Genomic DNA, 18,358 nt, shown 5'->3' with positions numbered 1-18,358 from the left:
GTGCATTCTTGAGTTATTTGAACTTATTGCACCTCTACATCTGCATCGTATGTGCAGTTATCTTAGTGTCAACGAATACATTGACACCAAAGCAATTTCGTACGGATGCGGGGCATTGCCGGTGCTTGAGAGGCAACGCAGCTGGAGTTGCCAGGCACCGGAATGCCTAGCCTTTCCAATCACATATAGCCGATGGACTGCAGGTCCATATGCGGCCGGGGTCGTGATCCCAGAAGCCCGACCAGCCTGTCCAGTCCCACGGCAATATCGGGCAACGAATGCGCAGCGCCGAGGCAGAGCCTCACCGCATGCGGCGCGTGGTCCCGCTTCACGGAGAACGCATCCGCCGTAATCACTCGTACGCCCTCGCGCAAAGCCGATGCGGAGAATGAATCCATTCGCCATGGCTCCGGCAGTTGCAGCCACAGATGGTAGCAGGGGATCGAGGATCTATGAAAATGCGGGCCGAGGATTTGGGATGCCAGATCCTGGCGCTCGCGCGCCTGCTGGCGATGCCAGGCGATCATCTTGTCTGCGTGGTCATTGACAATCCAGCTGGTTGCCACCGCGGCCATGAAGGGAGCCGACATCCAGTTGCTCATTGTCACGATTTCCTGGACGGAGCGGCTCAATTTCGGCGGCACCGCGAGGAATCCTATGCGCAAGCCCGGCGCCATGCTCTTTGAAGCGCTGGTGAGATAGATTGTCCGCTCGGGAATGATCGCAGCGAAGGGCGGTGGCCTGTGCTCGGCCAGGAACCCGTACACATCGTCCTCGATGATGTAGAGCCCATAGTGCTCGACGATCTCCGCAATCTCGTGCATCCGCCCTTCGGACATGGTGATCGTCGTCGGGTTTTGCAGCACCGGCATGCAGTAAAGCGCTTTCGGCCTTCTTGTTTCGCACAGTTCGCGCAGGGTCGTCGGGTCGATGCCTTCCTTGTCCATCGGCAAGGCGCTGAGATTGATGCCGAACTGGTGCGCGATCGCCCTTGCGCCCGGATAGGTAAGCGCTTCGGTGGCGATCGACTCGCCGTGGCCGGCCAGAGCCATCATGGCCAGCATCAGTCCGTGCTGGCCGCCATTGCAGATGATGACGTTGTCGGGATGCGCGCGCACGCCAATGCCGCCAAGCCATTGCGCGGCGATTGCCCGGTGCGACAGCATGCCGGCGCTCGGCTGGTAGGTCAGCAGCGAATCCAGCGAACCGGAACGGGTCATTTCCTTCAGCGTCGCGCGCAGGATTTCCTCGGCTTCGCCAATTGCCGACAGGTTGAGCCCAAGGTCTATGACTTCCGGCTGCGGCTTTTCGGGAACCGTCAGCCGGGTGATGTTGTCACGATCGTTGCCGAAATCGTTGATGAACGTGCCGCGCCCGACCTCTCCCACGACAAGCCCGCGCTCGGCTGCTTCCGTGTAGGCCCTGGCCACCGTGCCGACGGTGACGTTGATCCTGTAGGCAAGGTCACGTTGCGCCGGCAGGCGGTCGCTTGGTTTCAATCGACCTTCGGCGATGTCCCGCTCAAGTGCCTCGCAAATCGCTAGGTATATGGGGCCGCTGCCCCTCTTGATCTCTGGAGACCACATGCTCCCCACCACTTTGACACCGTGTCAATGAATTAATTGACATGATTAAAAGTGCAATCATAAGATTCAAATTGTCAAATGAAAAAGGGAAATGACCCACCAGAATTAGGCAATTTCCCGGCATTTAACTCAATTCATGACTGCATTCTTGCAGGGAGGAGACCTGACTATGCTTGCATGGAATACCGGTTCAATTCGCCGCAAGCTCATGTTGAGCGTTGCCGCTGGCGTCCTGACTGTGTCCGGATACGCCCAAGCAGAAGAGACATTGAAACTCGGCGCGCTCGGCGTGATGAGCGGGCCGTTTGCGGGATGGGGTGGCGTGATGTGCCAGACCTTCAAATCCCGCGCCGGCATGTGGAATGACGATGGCGGCGTCAAGATCGGTGACAAGACCTACAAGATCGATGTCGTCTGCGTCGATGACAAGGCCGATCCGAAGGGCGCCCAGACCGGCGCTGAGAAGCTGATCTCCGACGGCATCAAGTACATCCAGGGTCCGAATACCGACTCCACGGCCGAAAGCGCCAAGACCGTGATGGAGGCCAACAAGGCCATCAACATGCCTTACGCCTTCTCGAAGTCGCTCTACACGCCGCCGGCATCGCAGTCGATCCTCGGCATGGTCGCGTCCTACCAGGTCGGCCCGATCATCTATAAGTGGCTGATGGACAACAAGGGCATCAAGAAGATTGCCTTCCTCTGCGAAAACAACGCCGACCCGCTGAACCAGCGCAACGAGGGTTCCGCTGCTGCCAAGGGCCTCGGTCTCGAAGTCGTTTCCGATCAGGAGACGTACGAATCCGGCACGACGGACTTCTTCCCGGTGCTCACCAAGGTCATCGGCACCAGTCCGGATCATATCGTTCTGTCGGGCGTCAATCCTTCCGACGTTGGTCCGCTGATCAAGGCGGCGCGCGAGCTTGGCTTCACCGGCACGATGAGCACGGAGACCGGCCAGGACCCGAAGGCGATCTATGAAGTGGCGGGCGAGGCGGCCAATGGCTTCATCGTCGCGGGCGGTGCCAGCACCGAGGAAATCCGCAGCGACTTCATGGTCAAGTTCATCGAGCGCTACACCAAGGATTGGGGCGAGTGGAACGATGTCGCCGGCCTGTTCGTCTATGGCCCGGAGATCATGGTCCAGACGCTTCAGAAGGCAGGACCTGCGGCGCTTGAAGACACCGAAGCGTTCAAGGCTGCGCTCGACGGTTTCGTCGGCACCAATCCTTTCCTGAAGGATGGCGGCGAGCTGAAATATGTCGGGCGCAAGGACTACGGCCAGCCCCGCCAGGTTTCGGTTCCAATCGTTGTGCAGGCTGTCAAGGACGGGCAATATGAGCCGCTGTTCGTCGGCGCCCTGAATGACTGATCCGCACAGCCGGACGTTTCAATAAGCATACTTCGCCATCGGCCTGGGGCAGCAAATTGCCCCGGGCGAGGAGAAAACCATGACGCAAGTTCTGCTCAACGCTCTTGTCGTTGGCACCACATATGCGCTGATTGCGCTGGGCATCACCATCATCTTCAGCATCATGAAGGTGGTGAATTTCGCCCACGGCCAACTCTACATGATCGGCGGCTTTGTCGTTTACTACTTCAATGTCGTCTTCGGGCTGCCGTTCTGGTTCGGCCTGCTCATGTCCTTCCTCATCGTCGGCGCGCTTGGCGTCGTCATGGAACTGTTTCTGTTTCGGCCCGTCATGCTGCGCGTCAAGCGCGAGGAAGTGACGATGCTGCTTGCCATGGGCACGGCGGTGTTTCTGGAAAGCCTCGCACTCATCGTCTTCGGCGAGAAGCAGCGCGGCGTACCTCCGATTGCAACGGGCATCTTCGAGCTGTTCGGTGCGCGGCTCCCCACCGGACGCGTGGTCGTCATATTCATCGCGGCCGCCCTCATCATCGCCCTGATGGCCTTCATCGGCTACACCAAGACCGGCCGTGCGCTTAGGGCAATGGCGCAGGATCGTGAAGCGACCGCGCTCCAGGGCGTCAATCTGAAATGGCTTTCCGCCATGGGCTTCGGCCTTGGAACCGGGCTTGCCGGACTGGCCGGCGGTTTGCTGGTCGCGATCTTCGCGGTTCACACCGGTGCCGGTACCGCCGTCTCGATCAAGGCATTCCTGATGATCATGATCGGGGGCGCCGGCGTGCTTTCAGGCGCCATTCTCGGCGGGTTTGTCCTGGGTGTTCTGGAATCGGTCGGCTACGCGCTCTTGCCCGGTTCCATGACCTTCCTTGTAATCTTCCTGATCGTCATCGGTTTCCTGATCGTGAGGCCGAACGGCATCATGGGCAAGCCCTGGGGCTGACGACCATGCACACGCAACAAACGCTTCCGGCAGGATCGGAAAACATGGCTGGCGGAAGCTCACACTCGATTGCGAAGCCAATCGCGCTCGGCGTCCTTATCGCCTTGGGTTACTTCATCGCCGTCCCGCTTCTGAGCGGCGGCAGCGGCTATGTGCTCAACGTCGTTACCACGATGGCTGCCGTCAGCTTCATCAGCTTCGGCGTCTGGCTCACCTTCGCCATCGGGCGCATAAATCTGGCGCAGGCGGGTTTCGCATTGATCGGCGCCTATGTGACGGCAATCTCGGTTGCGCATCTGGGCCTCTCGTTCTGGGTTGCCTTGCCCCTGTCGGGACTTGTCGCAGCCATCATCGGCGGGCTCATCGGCTGGCCGGTGCTGAGGCTCAAGGGCGTCTATTTCGCCATGATCACGCTTTGCATCACCGAGGCTTGCCGCCTGACTGCGCTGAGCTTTCCGGGCATCACGCGCGGTGCGCAGGGAATGGTCGACCTGCCTTTGCCGGGCGACCTGTCGCTGTTCGGCCTCGTCATCATTCCCGCCTTTGAAAAGGGCGCGAGGCTGCCGTTCTTCTATCTGGCCGGTACGCTGATGATGCTCGGTCTCCTGTTCATGTGGCTTCTCGACACCAGCCGTGTCGGCGCGGTCTTCCGCTCCCTGCGCCAGAACGAGGATTTGGCCTCGAGCCTCGGCATCAACGTCGCCAAATACCGCGTCGTCGCCTTCATGGTCGCCTGTTTCTATGCCGGCGTCGGCGGCGGGTTCTTCGCCGCCTTGCAGCAGAACGTCTATCCGACCTCGTTCCAGGTCATCGATAGCGTCTACTTCATGGTCTACTGTTTCGTGGGCGGGTTGGAGTTCGTCATCGGGCCGCTGATCGGTGCGCTTGTGATGATGACAAGCTTTGAACTCCTGCACGAATTCCAGCGCTACCAGACCGTCATCTACTCGGGCCTGATGATCCTCTGCATCCTTTTGATGCCGAATGGAATCCTCAGCGTGGTGCGGCGTCGTTCGTCAAAGGCCAAGGGGGCGAACAATGCTTGAGGTTTCCGGCCTGACCAAGGTTTTCGGCGGCCTGACTGCCGTCAACAACATCAGCTTTAACTTGTCCAAGGGAGATATCCTTTCGATCATCGGCCCTAACGGCGCAGGCAAGAGCACCTGTTTCAAGCTGATTGCCTCGTTCCTCACGCCGACTGCGGGGACCGTCCGGTTCAACGGTACCGACATCACCGGCATAGGGCCGAGCAATGTCGCGCTGCGCGGTATCGTGCGCACATTCCAGGAGAATACCTTTTTCCAGGACATGAGCGTGCGCGATGCGATCCTGCTCGGCCATCAGAAGGACTGCAAGGCTTCGCTGGCCGGCATGATCTTCCGTACCCCGCGCTCGCGACAAGACAACCGCGAGGCAAGCGACTACGCCGATCGCGTCCTTGAAATGATGGACATGCAGCATCTGGCCGACACCGTTGCCGGCGCGCTCCCTCACGGCATGCTGCGGCGGCTGGGTATTGCGGTTGCATTGGCCGCCAAGCCGCAGCTTCTTCTGCTCGACGAACCCTTTGCCGGCTTGAACTCGGATGAGACGAAGAAGGGCGTCGACCTGATCCGCAAGATCCGCGACGCCGGCATCACTCCGATCCTGGTCGAGCACGACATGACGGCGGTCATGTCGGTCAGCGAGCGGATACTGGTCGTTAATTTTGGTTCCAAGATTGCTGAAGGCACGCCTGCCGAAATCCAGCGAAACGAGAAGGTGATCGAAGCCTATCTCGGCGCGGAAGATGAGGAGATTGGACTGTGACCGCGCATTTCTCGATCCGCGACCTGTCGGTTCGCTATGGCATGGTCACTGCCGTCAAGGGCATCTCGCTCGAGGCGGCCAAGGGCCAGATCATTTCGCTTATCGGCGCCAACGGTGCAGGCAAGACATCCATCCTGCGGGCGGTGACGGGGCTAACCCAGCCGGCCGGCGGCGAAATCTGGTTCGACGGCGAACGGCTGGACGGCAAGGGAACCGACCAGATCGTTGCGCGCGGCCTTGCCATGGTGCCGGAAGGCAGGCGGATATTCCCGTTCATGAGCGTGAAGGACAATCTGCTCATGGGTGCCTATCGGCGCAAGAGCGGCGTTGCTTCCGATCTGGATGGCATCCTGACCCGCTTTCCGCGATTGAAGGAGCGTTTCAAGCAGCAGGCCGGCAGCCTGTCCGGCGGCGAGCAGCAGATGGTGGCGATCGGTCGCGCGCTGATGTCCAAGCCGCGGCTGCTTCTGCTCGATGAGCCCTCGCTCGGCATTGCGCCCATCATCGTGCGCGAGATCGCGCGCTTCATCGCCAGCATCAACCGCGACGACGGTGTCGGGGTCATCCTGGTCGAACAGAATTCGCGCATGGCCCTGAAGCTCTCCAGCTATTCCTACGTGCTGGAGACGGGCAAGATCGCGCTTGAGGGCGCATCCTCCGAACTGGCCGAAAACGATGACGTCCGCCGGGCGTATCTGGGAGGCTAGGGCGATGCGGATCCAGATCGTCAACCCGACCACCACCGTAGCCTTCCAGGAGAAGAACCTCGCGGCGGCCCAGCGCGTTGCTTCGGCTGGAACCGAAATCCTGTCGGTGTCGGTGAAGAGCGGGCCGCCCTCTATCGAAAGCCATTTCGACGAAGCCGTAAGCACCATCGGCATTCTCGAGGCCGTTCGCGAAGGCGAGGCCGCCGGCGTCGATGGCCATGTCATCGCCTGTTTTGGCGATCCCGGTTACCTGGCGGCGCGCGAGATTGCGCGCGGGCCTGTAATCGGCATTGCCGAGGCGGCCTTCCATGTCGCCAGCATAATCTCCACCCGCTTTTCCGTCGTCACCACCTTGGCCCGCACGAAGATCATCTGCGAGCACCTGCTTCAGATCCACGGCTTCGAACATCAATGCCGCAAGGTTCGCGCCAGCGGGCTCGAAGTTCTGGAGCTTGAGGAAACCGGCATGGCTGCCTGCCGTGACATTGTCGAGGAGTGCCGCCGCGCGGTGATTGAAGACGAAGTGGGCGCCATCGTGCTGGGCTGTGCCGGAATGGCCGACCTTGCCGACCACATCCAGAACGAGATCGGCGTGCCCGTTGTCGAAGGCGTCACCGCCGCCACCAAGATGATCGAGGCGATCGCAGGGTTGGGGCTTGGCACCTCCAAGATCGGCGATCTCGCCTATCCATTGCCGAAGAAGCTGAGCGGTTCCGTTCGCCATCTGGAGATTGGCGATAGCGGCCCGGCATCGGTCATTCGGAAAAACTGAGAAGGAACTGAAGGATGACATATCCGCGTGACATGGTTGGCTATGGCCGGACGCCTCCGCAGGCGAACTGGCCGAACGGGGCGAAGCTGGCGCTGCAATTCATCGTGGCCTTCGAGGAAGGCTCGGAGAACTGCATCCTGCACGGCGATGCCCACTCGGAAAACTTCATCTCCGACATAATGGGCGCACCGCAGCTGTTCGGCGTGCGCAACATGAACATGGAGTCGCTCTACGAATACGGCACGCGCGTCGCCTTCTGGCGCATCTTCGACGAGTTCAAGGCGCGTGGCATCAACACCACCGTGCTTGCCAACGGCCTTGCGCTGGAACACTACCCGGAAGCCGGCAAGATCATGCATTCGCTGGGTCACGAGATCGCCAGCCACGGCTGGAAATGGATCGATCACCAGTGGATGGGCGAGGAAACCGAACGGGCGCACATGAAGCTCGCCATCGACGCCATCCAGCGCGCAACCGGCGAGCGCCCGGTTGGCTGGTATACCGGCCGCTGCAGCCCCAATACGCTGAATCTGGTGGTCGAGGAGGGCGGCTTCCTCTACGACGCCGACACCTACGCCGATGACCTGCCGTATTGGGAAAAGGTCAATGGCAAGAACCACCTTCGCATTCCCTATACGCTCGAAGCCAACGACATGCGCTTCGTCGCCACCGCGGGTTTCAATTCGGGCGACCAGTATTTCGCCTATCTGAAGGACACCTTCGACGTGCTCTACCGCGAGAGCGACCGCACGCCACGCATGATGTCGGCGGGGTTGCACCTGCGCATCGTCGGGCGCCCCGGCCGCTGGGCGTCGTTCCTGCGCTTCCTTGACTACGTGCAGAAGCACGAGGGGGTCTGGATCTGCCGCCGCGACGAGATCGCCCGCCACTGGCACAAGCACCACGCTCCTCAGGATTGAGAAGCGGATATCCGGGAGACGGTTGATGGCATCCTACATGGATGAGCCTGATGCGGGCAAACGCATCCTTGGGCGCTGCGACGAGCTTGGCCGCATCAGCGAGCCGGGCGAGGGGGTTACACGCCTCTACCTGACGCCACAGCATCGCACCGCCGCCGAAACGCTGGTTCGGTGGATGGGCGAAGCTGGCATGGATGCCCACATCGATGAAGTCGGCAACGTGGTTGGCCGCTATCATTCGCAAGCCGGCGGCGGGCCTTACCTGATCACCGGCTCGCACATGGACAGCGTGATCAACGCCGGCCGCTACGATGGACCGCTCGGCGTGATCACCTCGCTCGATTGCGTCGCAGCGCTTAATGCACGCGGCAAGCGTCTCCCGTTCGGCATCGAGGTCGTCGCATTCGGCGATGAAGAAGGCACGCGTTTCAGGACGACGCTGGCGGGCAGCCGGGCCATTACCGGCCAGTACGGCGATGACCTGCTCAATGCAAAGGACGACACCGGGCTCACCCTGCGCGATGCGCTTTCCGCATTTGGCCTCGACCCCGCCCGCATTCCCGAAGCTGCCCGCGATCCGAACGACGTCATCGGTTATGTCGAGCTGCACATCGAGCAGGGACCTGTGCTTCAGGCGAAGAACCTGCCCGTCGGCGTGGTAACGGCCATCAGTGGCCAGACCCGCGCCATGGTCCAGGTCAAGGGCTCGGCCAATCATGCCGGTACCGTGCCCATGGGCATGCGCAAGGATCCGTTGCTTGCTGCAAGCGAGATCGCACTGGCGGTCGAGCGTATCGCGTCCTCCCACGACAACACCGTCGGCACAGTTGGCTTCATCAAGGCAGAGCCTGGATTGATCAACGTCATTCCAGGATCTGTCTCCTTCTCCATCGACCTCCGCTCCCAAAAGGATGAGGTGCGCAAGGCAGCCTTTGCCGAAGTGGAGAAGGCGGTGCAGGAGATCGCGTCAAAACGCGGCGTGACCGCCACTGTCGAGGTCATTCTGGACCTTAAGTCCTGCCCTTGCGCGCCGGATTTCGTCAGCCGGTTGCAGGCTGCGGCGACAAGCACGGGCAGCGAACCAATTCTCCTGCCAAGCGGCGCAGGACACGATGGCATGGCCATGAGCCAGTTGAGCGGAATCGGCATGATCTTCGTACGCTGCAAGGACGGCATCAGTCATTCGCCCGAGGAGTCCGTGACCGCCGGGGACGTTGCCGCCGGCGCCTCGACACTTCTCCACTTCATCGAAAATTTTCAAGGGAACCGATAATGACTTCCAGCCCAGTTGCTTCACCTTCGGTCAACGGAGCTGAGAGCCGCCTCATCGAATTCATTGCCGCGCACCGCGACGACCAGGTCCGCATGCTGGCCGAACTGGTGAAGGTCGCATCCGACAACCCGCCGGGAGATTGCCAGCCGCACGCTGACCGTGCCGCCGAACTCTACGAAGCGCTTGGCTTCGAAGTCGAGCGTCACAAGGTGCCGCAGGACCTGGTGCAAAAGGTCGGCATGATCAGCGCCAGCAACCTGATCGTGCGCCACCGCTTCGGCCCCGGCCCGACGATTGCGCTGAATGCGCACGGCGACGTGGTTGCGCCCGGCGAAGGCTGGAGCGTCGATCCTTATGGTGCGATCATCAAGGACGGCTGGATGTACGGTCGCGGCGTGGCTACCTCGAAGTCCGACTTCGTCAGCTATGCCTATGCGCTGCTTGCCCTGATGTCGCTCGGCGAGAAGCTCAACGGAACTGTCGAAATTCACCTGACCTACGATGAGGAGGTCGGCGGCGATATCGGCCCGCTCTACTTGCTGGAGCAGGGCCTGACCAAGCCTGACTATGTCATTTGCGCCGGCCTGTCCTATGGCGTGGTGACGGCCCACAATGGCTGCCTGCATCTCGATGTCGAGGTGCGCGGCAGGTCCGCGCACGCGGCTCGACCCGAAACCGGCGTGGACGCGCTGGAAGCGGCAACCCACATATTGAACCGGCTCTATTCGCTGCGCGCCGGCTTTGCCAGCCAGAAGTCCTCGGTCAATGGCATCACCATTCCCTCGATGGTGGTTGGGCTCATCTCCGGCGGCATCAACACCAACGTCGTGCCGGACAAGATTACCATGCGCGTCGACCGGCGCATGATCCCGGAGGAGAACGGGCCTGAAGTGGCGCGTGACCTGGTCGCCTTCATCGAGAAATCGGCGCGTGAGATGCCCGGCATCGACTGCAACGTGCGCCAACTCATGCTGGCCAACCCGCTGAAGCCGATCAAAGGAGGCGAGGCGCTTGCAAGCGCCCTCCAGCGTCATGCCTCGGCATTGATCGGTGAAGATGTTCCGGCGCACGGCGTGCCGCTCTATACCGATGCGCGCCACTACTGCAACGCGGGCATTCCGACTGTGCTTTATGGCGCAGGCCCCCGCACGATGCTGGAGGCGAACGCCCACCGGGCAGACGAAAAACTCAAGCTTGACGACCTTGCCCTTGCAACCAAGGTCGTCGCGCTCGCCTTGCATGACTTGCTGACTGAAAAGTAGAAACCGGCCGCTCAGGTCAAGGCGGTGGGAGACCGCTTTGACCGGTGCCGGGAATAGGTCAGCGCACCACCAGCACGGGAAGCGTCGTGCTGTGAACGACTTCGGCGGTCTGGCTGCCCAGAAGCAGCCGGCCGACGCCCCTGCGGCCATGCGACGCCATCACGATCACATCGCTGCCGAGCTTCTTGGCAGTTTCAAGTATGCCTTCCGCGGGCGAATAGTTGGATGCGATTACGTAGTCTGCATTCACGCCGATTTTCTGGGCTGATTTGCGTGCCTCCGCAAACACGGTCTCTGCAAACTCCTTCTGGCTGGCTTCATAGCGGATCTTGTCGTTGGCGCCGGCTACCCAGCCGGTAACATCGACCATGCCTTCCATTGGAAACGGTCTTGTAACCAGCACCACGGAGGCCTTGGCATTCAATGCTTTTGCAAGAGAAAGCCCGTGCTCGACACCATTTTTTGAAATAGTGGAGCCGTCGTCCGCAATTAGAATATGGCTGTACATTTTCAATTATTCTCCATTTCTGTTCTGAAGACGGATCAAATTAACACGGGACGAGAGGCTGTTGCTTGCGCGGGCTCAACCTGAGCGCGGTTTCTTGAGGATGTAACCGCCGGCAGCTCCAACGGCTATGCCCATTGCAATGCCGATCGCGGCGTTGTCGAAGGCAACAATTCCCAACACCGCGCCGAGCCCAATCCCCGCTGCAATGCCAAGTGCCAAAGCGGCTCCTTCAGCCGATCCCGCGCTCGAAATCCGAGTGCTCGATCCTGTTGAGAATGGCGCACGCCGTTTCCGCGCGTTGCGGAGGGCGGTGGCTCAATTCCTGGCCCGCAAGATGGGCAGGGGCGTTCAGGGTGTTGTCCCAGACGGTAACGGTGCCATCGTCTTCTTCGATGCACCTATATCTCAGGTCGTCATCGATCATCCCTATGACATGGGGCGGTTGATGAATGTATCAAGTCGAGCCGCGCTGCGGCGGCTTGGTCTGGGTGCCGGAATTCGATCCTGCATATCGCCGCTCGGCCTTCGATCGGCTTGCATTCAATTCCATATTCCGAGCAATTCGGGTTGTAATCGTGGATTCCCACAACTAGGGTGACGCTGCGGCAGTTCCCATTGCCGCAGAGGGTCGGCGTGTGGGGTTCCCCCGGCTATTGCACAGTGGCTTCGCCGGCCCTTTTTGATCCTGGCATTTGCGGCAAGCATACGGTCATCCGCGCGGGCGGTTGCGGTTGCATCGCCATCGGATGCTGCGCCTACCTCGCGACAAGAACCGGCAATTTTGTCGTTGCCAGTACTTCCGCCGTCTGGCTGCCCAGCATCACCCGATCGAAGCCTGTTCGTCCGTGAGACGACATGACGATGAGGGTGCAGCCGCGAGCCTCGGCCGTCTCCACCAGCGCTCTCGCCGCAAGCCGCCATGGAACGTGGATCGTCTCAATCGGAACCCCCATGCTTTCCGCCTTGGTTTTCACCTGCGCCAGGATGCGCTCGGCGATCTTGCGCTGGGTATCGTCATAGGCGGCGACTTCGCTTTCGCTGGGCGCCCAAAGATCGGAGGCGAACGCGAACTGGCCGCCAAGCGGTTCGGTAACGGAAACGGCGGTGACCTTGCTGCCATGTTTCTTCGCCAGCGCGAGGCCCTGGTTCACGCCAATCTGCGCTACCTCGGAGCCGTCCGTGGGAATGAGAATGTGGGCGTACATCGATATTCCTCGCGCTCTTGTGACGGAGATTTTCGGTTGGCCTAGCGAACGACCAGCACCGGGACGGTCGAACTGTGGGTGACTTCCGCAGTCTGGCTGCCAAGAAGCAACCTGCTGAGGCCCCGTCTGCCATGGGATGCCATCACGATAAGATCGCAACCCTTGATCTTGGCCAGCCGAAGGATGGCTTCGGCAGGGGAATCGTCAATTTCATGCACCAGGTCCACGTCTACCTCGTGTTCGGCTGAGCGGGCCTGGATGAATTCGAACCTCTCTTTCATCAGCGCATCAATCTGCTGGTCGTAGCGGGCGACGGGGTCGTCAATGCCCCCCAGGCGGGCCGCGCTTGCCATCTCCCGGCGCAAGGGCTCCGAAACAGTCAGGACAGTGACTTTCGCGTTCAGCGGCTTGGCAAGCTTCAAGCCTTGGTCGAGACCCCTGCGGGCAAGCTCCGAGCCGTCGGTCGCAATGAGAATGTGCTTGTACATGCGAGCTTCCTTCTTCAGCGTGAGGCAATCCGTAACCTCGACTGCCGCCGCAGGCATTGCTCGGCATCAAAGAGAAATCCGTTTCCGCGCCAGCCTTGCATCCCGCCCCCGGGGAACTGGCCGTGAGGGGATTTGCCCCGGCTGTGTGAGCCAATTCACATACAGTTCGTCACATATCCCTGAAAACATGTGCTGACCTAAGCCAAACTATCGATGCGTAGGCCGTCGATTGTCGATTTAAAGTTGACTGTAACAAGCAACTATTCAGGAACGCGTGATGACTGATTGGCAGGCAATGAAAAACGCCCCCCGCGATGGGACAATCATCATTGCGCAGCGAAACACGCACGGCCCGGAAGTGGCGATTCAATGGATGCAGGCCAGTCGGCGGATTGCAGTCACTGTCGATGGAACGCCGTTTGTCCCTCCCGTCACGGGTGATTGGGTGATTGCCGGAACGAGCCGCCTGTTCTCGCCGATCCGCTGGAAGGTGAAAGAGCCGGACCCTTCGGAAATGCCTGACCCCGCCTTTGCCCGGCGAGCGTAGCGCTGGCGCGGGAGCCATCATCACGCGTGGACAAACCATCCGCGTCCGCGAAGTCTGATGGATACTCGAGCTTTTTGATCATGAAATTGCTGGTACGCCGGAGAGGATGAAACAGGGAACTCGTATGTGATTGTATATGCGATATAATTTCTGTGCTCGTCGCCAGCTGAAGCGGGTATTTTCTGTCAGCTTCGCGCCGTTTTCTAGCTGAAACCAAAGACTGTCGTTTGCAAGATCGAGTTCAATTCTCAATGAACACAATAAGTGAATAGCCTAGGAAGCGGAGGCCGGCCGCTTCCCAGGCCATCAGGATATCAATTCTTGATTTCGATGCGCCTTGCCTGCGACTGCGCTTTGGCCGTCTTTGGCAGCGTAACGGTCAACACGCCGTTCTTGAAGCGCGCGCCGACTTCGTCTTCCTTGACCTCATAGCCGAGAGGGATGCGCCGCTCGAAACGGCCGTAGTAGCGCTCGGAGAACTGCCGGTCCTTGTCCTCGGTCTCCGACCGCTTTTCGCCCCTCAGCGTCAGCACGCCGTCATCGAGCAGAACCTCGATGTCCTTTTCCTCCAGGCCGGGCACCTCTGCCGTAACCTTGATTTCCTTGTCGTTGTCGGAGATTTCAACGTTCGGCCAGTTCCCGCCGAAGGAAGACGCTCTGCCGGCGGAGGGCAGGCCGCCGTCGAACCCGCGGAAAACGTCGTCGAACAGCCGGTTCACTTCGCGGTGCAACGACAGGAAGGGGTCTCGCTCGTCGTTGCGGAACAGGCTGGGGACGCGGCTCTCCTCGCGCCCCCAAGGGATAAGATCGCGTACGCTCATCGTCATTCTCCTTTCGCTATCTGTCTTTCAAGCAAATCTTTCTACCGCCGGACGGCCAGCGTGCGGCCCAGGCTTCATCCGAATTGCTTCAGGCGGCCTGCTTCTCGGCGGCCTTGACTGTCTTCGTCTCAATGCGGCGCTCGGCTTTGTCGCTGCCGATCTCGATTTTGCGTGGCTTCATCTCTTCGGGAATCTCGCGCTGAAGATCGATTGTCAGCAGGCCGTTGACGAGACTGGCCCCAGTCACCCTCACATGGTCAGCAAGCTCGAAGCGACGCTCGAACGGCCGTCCGGCGATGCCGCGATGGAGGTACTCACCATTGTCATCCGCGGCTCTCTCCCCGGAGACGACAAGCAAGTTTGGCTCATGCACGATGCTCAACTCGTCCTGACCGAAGCCCGCCACCGCCATCGTAATGCGATAGGCGTCTTCGCCGGTTCTGGTTATGTCGTAGGGCGGCCAGTTGTCGACACTCGGTGTCCGGCTGGCATTCTCGAGCATGTCGAAAACGCGATCAAAGCCGATGCTCGACCGATAGAGCGGGGAAAAGTCGTAAGCAGTTCTCATAGCCATATCCTCCATAACTGAGCAACATGGGTACAAGGAGCGCCAAGGACGCGGCGCTCCTTGACCTTACCAGCCCCAAAAGGGCGCCGGCAGCATCGATCTGGGAATTCGCTTTTCTACCGTCAAGGGGTGCGTCGCCGGAACGTCCTTCGGCGATATGCATTGTGTCTGCCATCGCCGGTGGGAGTGCACCCTGCCCGCCGGCACCAGATTGGACATAAAGGAGAGCGACCATGCCAATGACGCGAGAAGAGATCGTGTCTGTCCTTGGGCCGACGGACGAAACGCTCGTCGCCGATATCCTTGCCACCAGCGCTTCCTTCGAGGAATTGCGGGAAGCCTGGGCATGGCTCAACGGCGAGGAGGCGCTGATGGGCGAGGGACGGCCGCTACCTGGACCGCGCGTTGCGGAGCTGATCGATCTGCTCGACCCCGACGAAAAGGATTGAGCATTCCACCTGAACGGTTGCGGTCTTGATGTTCCGCGCAAAGCCCCCATCTCCTACTTGGATGTGCGTTGATGACGCCGTCCGATTGCTTGCTCGCAAAAGACGTTGAAAAAGACGGAGGAAGTGATGAACGACGTTTGGTTTCCTGAACCTGTCACCCTCAAATTTCTCACCGGGCCGCGCAATGTGGCCAGCAGCTTCGAGGCGCTGGAATGCCTGGATCAGCAGTGGCCCGAATGGGCGCGCGGACGCAGCTGGCGCGCGGCACGACGCGCCTGCCGCGATGCGCTGGACGGCTGGCGCATCGCGCGCGACGCCCACAAGGCGTTCCTCAAGGCAGCCAGGCGCGCCGGGCTGGTCCCGTCGGCGACACGTTCTCCCCGCAAGTCGCGCGCGGCACGGACGATTGGCAGCCCCCGACCCGAGATGACGTTCAGTGGATGGCAATAATGCCGTCGACGGCGCGCCATTCCGAAGGTTTGATAAGGCGGTGGTGGGCGACGCGAACGGAATGCAGCGCGCCCTCCAATTCGCGTTCCCAATAGCCGAGGAAGGTCTTCAGTTCCGGAAAGCTTGGCGCCAGGTCGTACGCCTGCCAGACATAGAGCTGCAGCAGGCTGGGATGATCCGGCAGACGGTAATGGATCTCGGCCGTGGTCAGACCGTAGCCCTCCATCTGCAGGCTAAATTCCCTGCTGACCGCAGTGACCATGTGCGTCTCCTTCGCTTGTGATGTCATGCATCCAACCGTTTTGGCATGCGCTTGTGTTCGGCTGTCGGCTGTGGTGCTTGCGTGGCTATATCGAGTTGGCGCAGCGCGTCCATGATCTGGTCGAAGGTGACCGGCTGCTCGGCTCCTGGCGGCCGGCGTAACGCCGGGACGGATTCCACGGCACAAGCATCTGAAGCCCACGACGACAAGATCGCCCGCTTCTCATGGATGTCGAGCGTTTCGTCCTTCAGGATGTGATCCGGATGCTTGAAATGCCTCGCCGGCGACAACAGTCGGTCAAGTGCGAGGTCGGATGTTTCGGGAACAAGAGAGGGGATGATCGGCGAGAGCGTTTGTCGGTTCATCTTGGTCCTCCGTCTTTCCAAAAAGCTCCCTTGTACAGGCTTCGATTTCCAGACTCGCCGATGGCGAGGGTTCAGATAATTTTGTTCGGCCGCTTGGAAAATTCAAGTGAAAATGTGGGGCAACAGTCCGATTAGCCGCATGTTTTCATGGCACTAGCGCTCTATCAGTGCGAGTGCCGAAAAAATTTCGCGACAACTCTTGAAACCGGAAAATCGCAAAACTAGCTCGATAAGCGCGCAATGCCGAAAGGGTCGCGCGAGCCCCGCACCGGACCGGTATTGCCGGTCCGGTGTGGAGGAACCTCAAAAAATCTGTTTGTCCTGAAGGAGAGGCGCGCAATGCCGAAAGGGTCGCGCGAGCCCCGCACCGGACCGGTATTGCCGGTCCGGTGTGGAGGAACCTCAAAAAATCTGTTTGTCCTGAAGGAGAACGATATGACGTTCCGTCCATTGCATGACCGTATCCTGGTCCGCCGCATCGAAGCCGAGGAGAAAACGGCCGGCGGCATCATTATTCCCGATACCGCCAAGGAAAAGCCGCAGGAAGGCGAGGTCGTCGCCGTCGGCCCTGGCGCGCGCGACGAAAGCGGCAAGCTCATCGAGCTCGACGTCAAGGTCGGCGACCGCATCCTGTTCGGAAAGTGGTCCGGCACCGAGATCAAACTGAACGGCGAGGACCTGCTCATCATGAAGGAAGGCGATGTGATGGGCGTGATCGAGCAGACRGCCACGCTGAAGAAAGCGGCCTGACGAGGCTTCGATCCCGATCTCAACCAGTCAATGAAAGCTGCCTAACGAAGGAGTTATCCAATGGCTGCCAAGGAAGTCAAGTTTCATACTGAAGCACGCGAGAAGATGCTGCGTGGCGTCGACATCCTCGCCAACGCCGTCAAGGTGACGCTAGGCCCCAAGGGCCGCAACGTCGTGATCGACAAGTCGTTCGGCGCGCCGCGCATCACCAAGGACGGCGTCACCGTCGCCAAGGAAATCGAACTGGAAGATAAGTTCGAGAACATGGGCGCGCAGATGGTGCGCGAAGTCGCCTCCAAGACCAACGACCTCGCCGGTGACGGCACCACGACCGCGACTGTTCTGGCCCAGGCCATCGTCAGGGAAGGTGCCAAGGCGGTCGCCTCCGGCATGAATCCGATGGACCTGAAGCGCGGCATCGACAAGGCGGTGGACGCCGTGGTCGCCGAGTTGAAGGCCAACGCGCGCAAGATAACGAAAAATGACGAAATCGCCCAGGTCGGCACCATCTCGGCCAATGGCGACGCCGAGATAGGTCGTTTCCTGGCGGAAGCGATGCAGAAGGTCGGCAACGAGGGCGTCATCACCGTCGAGGAAGCCAAGACCGCCGAAACCGAGCTTGAGGTGGTGGAAGGCATGCAGTTCGACCGCGGCTATCTCAGCCCCTATTTCATCACCAACCAGGACAAGATGCGCGTGGAATTGGAAGAGCCTTATGTGCTGATCCATGAGAAGAAGCTCGGCAATCTCCAAGCCATGCTTCCCGTTCTGGAAGCTGTGGTCCAGTCAGGCAAACCGCTGCTCATCATCKCCGAGGATGTCGAGGGCGAAGCTCTTGCCACGCTGGTCGTCAACAAGCTCAGGGGTGGTCTGAAGGTTGCCGCCGTCAAGGCGCCAGGCTTCGGCGATCGCCGCAAGGCCATGCTCGAAGATATCGCCATCCTCACCGGCGGCACCGCGATCAGCGAGGATCTCGGCATCAAGCTGGAGAACGTTACCCTCCAGATGCTCGGCCGCGCCAAGAAGGTGACGATCGAGAAGGAAAACACCACGATCGTCGACGGTGCCGGCCGGAAGGAAGAAATCCAGGGTCGCATAACGCAGATCAAGGCTCAGATCGAAGAGACCACTTCCGACTACGATCGCGAGAAACTGCAGGAGCGTCTGGCTAAGCTGGCCGGCGGCGTCGCAGTCATCCGCGTGGGAGGCTCGACCGAGGTGGAGGTTAAGGAAAAGAAGGATCGCGTCGACGATGCGCTCCACGCCACCCGTGCGGCCGTGGAGGAAGGCATCCTTCCCGGCGG

The 18,358-nt window shown here is 60.4% G+C and carries 24 protein-coding genes; 14 read left to right on the top strand and 10 right to left on the bottom strand.

Translation table 11 applies throughout. From position 1 onward, the window contains the following. Positions 1 to 179: 179 nt before the first annotated feature. Positions 180 to 1,586: a PLP-dependent aminotransferase family protein gene (locus ASD50_RS02725; RefSeq protein ID WP_082549463.1), complete on the bottom strand. Its 1,407-nt coding sequence runs from the start codon at positions 1,584 to 1,586 to the stop codon at positions 180 to 182. A 169-nt stretch (positions 1,587 to 1,755) separates the two neighbouring features. Between ASD50_RS02725 and ASD50_RS02720 the strand changes: the two genes are divergently transcribed. The 9 genes from ASD50_RS02720 to ASD50_RS02680 all read left to right on the top strand — a co-directional run bounded on the left by ASD50_RS02720 (position 1,756) and on the right by ASD50_RS02680 (position 10,641). After that, positions 1,756 to 2,958 carry an ABC transporter substrate-binding protein gene (locus ASD50_RS02720; RefSeq protein ID WP_056235734.1) on the top strand — a complete coding sequence of 401 codons (1,203 nt, stop codon included), beginning with the start codon at positions 1,756 to 1,758 and terminating at the stop codon, positions 2,956 to 2,958. A gap of 79 nt (positions 2,959 to 3,037) precedes the next feature. Next, the gene (locus ASD50_RS02715) at positions 3,038 to 3,898 is read left to right on the top strand and encodes a branched-chain amino acid ABC transporter permease (RefSeq protein ID WP_056235731.1); all 861 of its coding nucleotides are present in this window, start codon (positions 3,038 to 3,040) and stop codon (positions 3,896 to 3,898) included. Positions 3,899 to 3,942: 44 nt separating this feature from the next. Continuing rightward, the gene (locus ASD50_RS02710) at positions 3,943 to 4,944 is read left to right on the top strand and encodes a branched-chain amino acid ABC transporter permease (protein WP_056236126.1); all 1,002 of its coding nucleotides are present in this window, start codon (positions 3,943 to 3,945) and stop codon (positions 4,942 to 4,944) included. Further along, entirely contained in the window at positions 4,937 to 5,707 is a 771-nt protein-coding gene (locus ASD50_RS02705) for an ABC transporter ATP-binding protein (RefSeq protein WP_056235727.1), read from the top strand. The genes ASD50_RS02710 and ASD50_RS02705 overlap by 8 nt, the downstream gene beginning before the upstream one ends. After that, on the top strand, positions 5,704 to 6,414 hold the full coding sequence (locus ASD50_RS02700) for an ABC transporter ATP-binding protein (protein ID WP_056235722.1): 711 nt from the start codon (positions 5,704 to 5,706) through the stop codon (positions 6,412 to 6,414). Before ASD50_RS02705 ends, ASD50_RS02700 begins: the two co-directional genes overlap by 4 nt. A gap of 4 nt (positions 6,415 to 6,418) precedes the next feature. Next, on the top strand, positions 6,419 to 7,186 hold the full coding sequence (locus ASD50_RS02695; RefSeq protein ID WP_056235718.1) for an aspartate/glutamate racemase family protein: 768 nt from the start codon (positions 6,419 to 6,421) through the stop codon (positions 7,184 to 7,186). A gap of 14 nt (positions 7,187 to 7,200) precedes the next feature. Beyond that, a complete protein-coding gene (gene puuE, locus ASD50_RS02690) occupies positions 7,201 to 8,106 on the top strand; it encodes an allantoinase PuuE (RefSeq protein ID WP_056235715.1) in 906 nt (301 codons plus the stop codon). A 25-nt stretch (positions 8,107 to 8,131) separates the two neighbouring features. Beyond that, positions 8,132 to 9,379 (top strand): allantoate amidohydrolase, encoded by a 1,248-nt coding sequence (locus ASD50_RS02685; protein WP_056235710.1) that lies wholly within the window; start codon positions 8,132 to 8,134, stop codon positions 9,377 to 9,379. Then, a complete protein-coding gene (locus ASD50_RS02680) occupies positions 9,379 to 10,641 on the top strand; it encodes an ArgE/DapE family deacylase (protein ID WP_056235706.1) in 1,263 nt (420 codons plus the stop codon). Before ASD50_RS02685 ends, ASD50_RS02680 begins: the two co-directional genes overlap by 1 nt. A 58-nt stretch (positions 10,642 to 10,699) precedes the next feature. On the opposite strand, the gene ASD50_RS02675 is transcribed toward ASD50_RS02680, so the two are convergent. The 5 genes from ASD50_RS02675 to ASD50_RS02660 form a co-directional block, all read right to left on the bottom strand. Further along, positions 10,700 to 11,149, bottom strand: coding sequence for a universal stress protein (locus ASD50_RS02675; protein ID WP_056235701.1), 450 nt, complete (start codon positions 11,147 to 11,149; stop codon positions 10,700 to 10,702). A 75-nt stretch (positions 11,150 to 11,224) separates the two neighbouring features. Then, positions 11,225 to 11,368: a hypothetical protein gene (locus tag ASD50_RS23480; RefSeq protein ID WP_164480436.1), complete on the bottom strand. Its 144-nt coding sequence runs from the start codon at positions 11,366 to 11,368 to the stop codon at positions 11,225 to 11,227. Between the two features lie 10 nt (positions 11,369 to 11,378). Beyond that, complete coding sequence (locus tag ASD50_RS02670; RefSeq protein WP_056235698.1) at positions 11,379 to 11,573, bottom strand: hypothetical protein; 195 nt, start codon at positions 11,571 to 11,573, stop codon at positions 11,379 to 11,381. 331 nt (positions 11,574 to 11,904) lie between these two features. Continuing rightward, complete coding sequence (locus ASD50_RS02665) at positions 11,905 to 12,354, bottom strand: universal stress protein (RefSeq protein ID WP_056235694.1); 450 nt, start codon at positions 12,352 to 12,354, stop codon at positions 11,905 to 11,907. Between the two features lie 41 nt (positions 12,355 to 12,395). Then, positions 12,396 to 12,842 (bottom strand): universal stress protein, encoded by a 447-nt coding sequence (locus ASD50_RS02660; protein ID WP_056236123.1) that lies wholly within the window; start codon positions 12,840 to 12,842, stop codon positions 12,396 to 12,398. Positions 12,843 to 13,119: 277 nt separating this feature from the next. Between ASD50_RS02660 and ASD50_RS02655 the strand changes: the two genes are divergently transcribed. Continuing rightward, on the top strand, positions 13,120 to 13,389 hold the full coding sequence (locus ASD50_RS02655; protein WP_056235689.1) for a hypothetical protein: 270 nt from the start codon (positions 13,120 to 13,122) through the stop codon (positions 13,387 to 13,389). Between the two features lie 314 nt (positions 13,390 to 13,703). On the opposite strand, the gene ASD50_RS02650 is transcribed toward ASD50_RS02655, so the two are convergent. Together ASD50_RS02650 and ASD50_RS02645 are read right to left on the bottom strand one after the other, a co-directional pair. Beyond that, the gene (locus tag ASD50_RS02650; RefSeq protein WP_056236120.1) at positions 13,704 to 14,210 is read right to left on the bottom strand and encodes an Hsp20/alpha crystallin family protein; all 507 of its coding nucleotides are present in this window, start codon (positions 14,208 to 14,210) and stop codon (positions 13,704 to 13,706) included. A gap of 88 nt (positions 14,211 to 14,298) precedes the next feature. After that, on the bottom strand, positions 14,299 to 14,778 hold the full coding sequence (locus ASD50_RS02645) for an Hsp20 family protein (RefSeq protein WP_056235686.1): 480 nt from the start codon (positions 14,776 to 14,778) through the stop codon (positions 14,299 to 14,301). Positions 14,779 to 15,011: 233 nt separating this feature from the next. Between ASD50_RS02645 and ASD50_RS02640 the strand changes: the two genes are divergently transcribed. Both ASD50_RS02640 and ASD50_RS02635 read left to right on the top strand, forming a co-directional pair. Continuing rightward, positions 15,012 to 15,227, top strand: a complete 216-nt coding sequence (locus ASD50_RS02640; protein ID WP_056235681.1) for a hypothetical protein — start codon at positions 15,012 to 15,014, stop codon at positions 15,225 to 15,227. 126 nt (positions 15,228 to 15,353) lie between these two features. After that, a complete protein-coding gene (locus ASD50_RS02635; RefSeq protein WP_082549470.1) occupies positions 15,354 to 15,677 on the top strand; it encodes a DUF982 domain-containing protein in 324 nt (107 codons plus the stop codon). Here ASD50_RS02635 and ASD50_RS02630 read toward each other — a convergent pair. Then, entirely contained in the window at positions 15,661 to 15,939 is a 279-nt protein-coding gene (locus ASD50_RS02630; protein WP_056235677.1) for an usg protein, read from the bottom strand. The two genes, ASD50_RS02635 and ASD50_RS02630, sit on opposite strands and share 17 nt — an antisense overlap. Before the next feature lie 23 nt (positions 15,940 to 15,962). Then, entirely contained in the window at positions 15,963 to 16,304 is a 342-nt protein-coding gene (locus ASD50_RS02625) for a hypothetical protein (protein WP_056235674.1), read from the bottom strand. A 435-nt stretch (positions 16,305 to 16,739) separates the two neighbouring features. On the opposite strand from ASD50_RS02625, the gene groES reads away from it, so the two are divergent. Together groES and groL are read left to right on the top strand one after the other, a co-directional pair. Next, on the top strand, positions 16,740 to 17,054 hold the full coding sequence (gene groES / locus ASD50_RS02620) for a co-chaperone GroES (RefSeq protein WP_056235670.1): 315 nt from the start codon (positions 16,740 to 16,742) through the stop codon (positions 17,052 to 17,054). Between the two features lie 60 nt (positions 17,055 to 17,114). Next, positions 17,115 to 18,358 (top strand): chaperonin GroEL (gene groL / locus ASD50_RS02615; RefSeq protein ID WP_056235666.1); only part of this gene is annotated, 1,244 nt, incomplete at its 3' end.

It is taken from the genome of Mesorhizobium sp. Root552 (assembly GCF_001427285.1).
GTDB lineage: Bacteria > Pseudomonadota > Alphaproteobacteria > Rhizobiales > Rhizobiaceae > Mesorhizobium.
Note: the sequence above shows the minus strand (reverse complement) of the source record. Positions and strands in the feature narration are given on the sequence as shown.